The sequence below is a fragment of the Haliscomenobacter sp. genome (genome assembly GCF_033763495.1).
In the GTDB taxonomy this organism is placed as follows: Bacteria; Bacteroidota; Bacteroidia; order Chitinophagales; family Saprospiraceae; genus Haliscomenobacter.
This window is the reverse complement of record NZ_JANRKL010000260.1, coordinates 1-3,894: the sequence shown is the minus strand read 5'-3', so window position 1 is coordinate 3,894 and position 3,894 is coordinate 1. Positions and strand designations below refer to the sequence as shown.

The window sequence follows — 3,894 nt, the reverse complement described above, 5'->3', positions numbered from 1 at the left end:
GGGCGGCATTACTCGGTCTATTTGGTTTTCTTATTTGGATAGCAAATCTGGCAGAGTTGAAAAAGGACTGATAGTTTCCGCAAGCCCGGGGGATATTTCTCGCCGGGTTTTTGCTTTTTGTACAAGTTGAAACCTACAGATCACAACGAATCTCCAATCGAAAAACAAATGTAGTTTTTTTTTCGTTGGAAAAAAAGTAGTTGACTCAGCTACTTAAAAGCACAAATACCATGAGAATACTAATGGTTTGTCTTGGCAACATTTGTCGTTCACCCCTGGCGGAAGGCATTTTGAAAGACAAGGTGAAAAAAGCTGGCCTGACCTGGGAAGTAGATTCTGCGGGAATTGGCGACTGGCACACCGGAGAATTGCCCGATAAACGCTCTATATCCACCGCCCGGCAGCATGGCATCGACATCACCGATCAACGGGCCCGCCAAATCCACAAAGAAGATTTACTCCATTTTGACCTCATCCTGGCCATGGACGATTCCAACCTGCGCCAAATCCAATTGTTGGCCAAACAGGTGCAAAACCCCAAGGCACAAATCGAAATGATCCTGAATTATTCAGCTCCGGGAAAAAACCAATCGGTGCCCGATCCGTATTATGGTGGCCTGGATGGTTTTGAAAAGGTGTTTCAGATGCTGGATGAAGCGACGGAGCGGATGATGGAAAGAGTGATGAGTTATGAAGTTTAATGACGAATAATTCGAATGATGAATGACGAATTTGAGGGCAACGCTCCCAATTCGTCACTCGTCATTCGAATCATTCGTCACTCCGCAAACGCTTTCTGCAAAATCTCCTCCTGCTGCTGGTCGTGGACCTTCTTAAAGCCCACCGCAGGGGAAGCGCTCGCCCGGCGCGAGATGCGCTGCAAATTGCGATCGGTTTCCCAATTCAGTTTCATGTATTGCCAGGCGCCCATATTGGCTGATTCCTCCTGTACCCAGAAGATTTCCGCTTTGGCGTAGCGCTTGAGTACTTCAGCGAGTTGAGTCTCGGGCATGGGGTGCAATTGCTCTACCCGCACGATGGCTACGTCATCGCGTTTGAGTTCGCGCTTGCGTTGGGCCAGATCGTAGTAGATTTTTCCGGTGCAGAACAACACCCGCTTGATGCCTTTGGCTTCTTTGCTGCTTACCGTAGGATCGTCGATGACTTCCTGGAAGCCTTTGCCCGTTTCAAAATCTTCTACTGGAGATACACATTCCGGGTGGCGCAGCAGCGACTTGGGCGACATCACCACCAGTGGTTTGCGGAATTCCCAGGCCAATTGGCGGCGCAGGAGGTGGAAGAAGTTTGCGGGTGAACTGATGTTGGTGACAATCATGTTCAAGTCGGCGCAAGCTTGCAGGAAGCGCTCCAAACGGGCGCTAGAGTGCTCAGGGCCCTGGCCTTCGTAGCCGTGGGGAAGGAGCAGGGTCAGACCCGACATGCGATTCCACTTGCTTTCCGCCGCAGAAATGAACTGGTCAACAATGGTTTGAGCACCGTTGAAGAAGTCGCCAAACTGCGCTTCCCAGATCACCAGGTTGTGAGGGTGAGCAAGTGAGTAGCCATACTCAAAGCCCATTACTGCAAACTCAGAAAGTAGGGAGTTGTAAATGTGGAATTTGCCCTGTTCTTCCTGGATGTTGTCCAGGCGATTCAGTACTTCGTTCGTTTTGGCATCGTGCAACACAGCGTGGCGGTGCGAGAAAGTACCCCTTTGTACATCCTGCCCACTCATGCGCACATCCTTGCCTTCCATAAGGATCGAGCCATAAGCCATCAATTCGGCAGTGGCCCAATCTACCTGCCCTTTGGCCAATAGCTTTTTGTTGTTTTCCAATAAGCGGCTAACCTTGGGGATCGGGCGGAAATGGCTCGGAATGGTGTTCAAATGGCTGAGGATTTTCTCCACAGTGGCCTTTTCCAAACCAGTCGCTGGCGATTTTTTAAAATCTTCAACGGTGGCGTGGCGCAATTTTTCCCACTCTTCTTCGGGTTCTTGCGATTTATAAGGGAGTGGATGCTGTTTTACTTCGTCCAGGCGTTCTTGCAAATCACCCCAGAAGGTTTTTTCCAGGTCGTCGGCCAACTGCTTGGGCAGTTCACCCATTTCGATCAATTCCTTCTGATAAATCTCCCGTGGGTTGGGGTGTACACTGATGGCTTCGTAGAGGTCGGGTTGGGTAAACATCGGGTCGTCGCCCTCGTTGTGGCCGTGTTTGCGGTAGCACACCATGTCGATGAACACATCCGTGTTGAATTCCTGACGGTACTCCATGGCCATCTCTACGGCGTAGAGCAGTGCTTCTGGGTCATCCCCATTGACGTGGAAAACGGGTGCAGAAACCACACTGGCAACTCCGGTACAATAAGTAGAAGAACGAGCGTCTTCAAAATCGGTGGTAAATCCAATCTGGTTGTTGATCACAAAGTGGAAGGTACCTCCCGTATTGTACCCCTTGAGTTTGCTCATCTGAATGACCTCAAACACGATACCCTGACCCGCTACTGCGGCGTCACCGTGGATGAGGATGGGCAAAATCCGGTCGTATTCACCTTTATACAAGCGATCTGCTTTGGCGCGGGCGTAACCTTCTACCACGGGGTTGACCGCTTCCAGGTGCGAGGGGTTCGGCGTCAGTTCGAGTTGTACTTCCTTCCCCGTTGGCGTAACAACCTGTGAAGAATAACCCAGGTGGTATTTCACGTCGCCGTCGCCAAAACTCTGGTCGGGAATAGCCGTACCTTCAAACTCGGTGAAGATTTGCTCGTAGGTTTTTTTCATGATGTTGGCCAACACGTTCAAACGACCGCGGTGTGCCATCCCGATGATCACCTCTTCAACGCCCATTTCTGCACCTTTATTGATGGCAGCATCCAGGGCTACGATGGTGCTTTCCCCGCCTTCGAGTGAGAAGCGTTTTTGGCCAATGTATTTGGTGTGCAAAAACTTCTCAAAACCTACTGCCTCATTCAGTTTTTCCAGAATGCGGCGTTTTTTATCCAAGGGAATGTTGTAATGTTTCTCCGGGCGGCTTTGCTCCACGCGGGTACGCAACCAACGGCGTTTTTCACGTTGCTGGATGTGCTGGAACTCAAAGCCGATGTTGCCGCAATAAATGCGTTTGAGGTGCGCCAGGATATCGCGCAGGGTGGAAGGTTTTTCCAAACCACACTCCGTGGCTGCGTAGAAGACCGTATCCAGGTCCTTTTCACTCAGGTTAAAGTCCTCCAGATCCAATTTGGGGTTCCGATTGCGGCGGGGTCGCACGGGGTTGGTGGTGGATATGAGGTGCCCCCGGCCCCGGTACGCATTGACCATGGCCAGTACCTGGAATTCCTGTGGGTTAAAAACCGAGGATGGCGTTACGCCATTGCTTTTTTCATGCCCATTGGTGGTGCTGTGGGCGTAATCAAAGCCTTTGAAAAAAGAGGCCCAGGAGCCTTCAATTTGCTCGGGATTATGCTGATATTGCTCGTACAGCGAATCAATGTACGCCGGGTGAGCATTGGCAATGAAGGAGAAATCGCTCATTGTGGTGATCTGGTTTTAAATATGCGCGCAAAAGTACAACCTATTTAGGTCTTTGGATAATCTTAAACGAAAAGGTTTTTTTAAAATTACCTTTGGACTTTCCAAATGATTAATTATCTTTGCGCTCCAATTGTTCAGTAGTATTTTTAATTGTGAAAAGTTTTAGTGATGGCAAACCATAAATCGTCTGAGAAGCGTATCCGTCAAGAGGCAAAGCGTCGTTTGTTGAACCGCTACTACAAGAAGACTACTCGTACGTCTATCAAGAAGTTGCGCAGCATGAAGGACAAGACGGAGGCGGTAGGTTTCTTGCCAAAAGTGATCCAAATGATCGACAAACTGGCAAAGAAAAACACTTGGCA

At 49.7% G+C, this 3,894-nt stretch carries 3 protein-coding genes; 2 read left to right on the top strand and 1 reads right to left on the bottom strand.

Annotated elements, in window-relative coordinates:
- The first annotated feature begins 230 nt into the window (after nucleotides 1-230).
- Complete coding sequence (locus SFV55_RS30135; protein WP_320033323.1) at nucleotides 231-701, top strand: low molecular weight protein-tyrosine-phosphatase; 471 nt, start codon at nucleotides 231-233, stop codon at nucleotides 699-701.
- Nucleotides 702-778: 77 nt separating this feature from the next.
- On the opposite strand, the gene SFV55_RS30130 is transcribed toward SFV55_RS30135, so the two are convergent.
- Nucleotides 779-3,532 (bottom strand): 2-oxoglutarate dehydrogenase E1 component, encoded by a 2,754-nt coding sequence (locus SFV55_RS30130; RefSeq protein ID WP_320033322.1) that lies wholly within the window; start codon nucleotides 3,530-3,532, stop codon nucleotides 779-781.
- A gap of 168 nt (nucleotides 3,533-3,700) precedes the next feature.
- Between SFV55_RS30130 and rpsT the strand changes: the two genes are divergently transcribed.
- On the top strand, nucleotides 3,701-3,894 hold a 194-nt coding region (gene rpsT, locus SFV55_RS30125; protein WP_320033321.1), incomplete at its 3' end, for a 30S ribosomal protein S20.

Bases quoted from the DNA above. Each gene is read 5' to 3' on its own strand.
- SFV55_RS30130 (WP_320033322.1), bottom strand. From the start codon at position 3,532: ATGAGCGATTTCTCCTTCATTGCCAATGCTCACCCGGCGTACATTGAT.
- SFV55_RS30135 (WP_320033323.1), top strand. From the start codon at position 231: ATGAGAATACTAATGGTTTGTCTTGGCAACATTTGTCGTTCACCCCTG.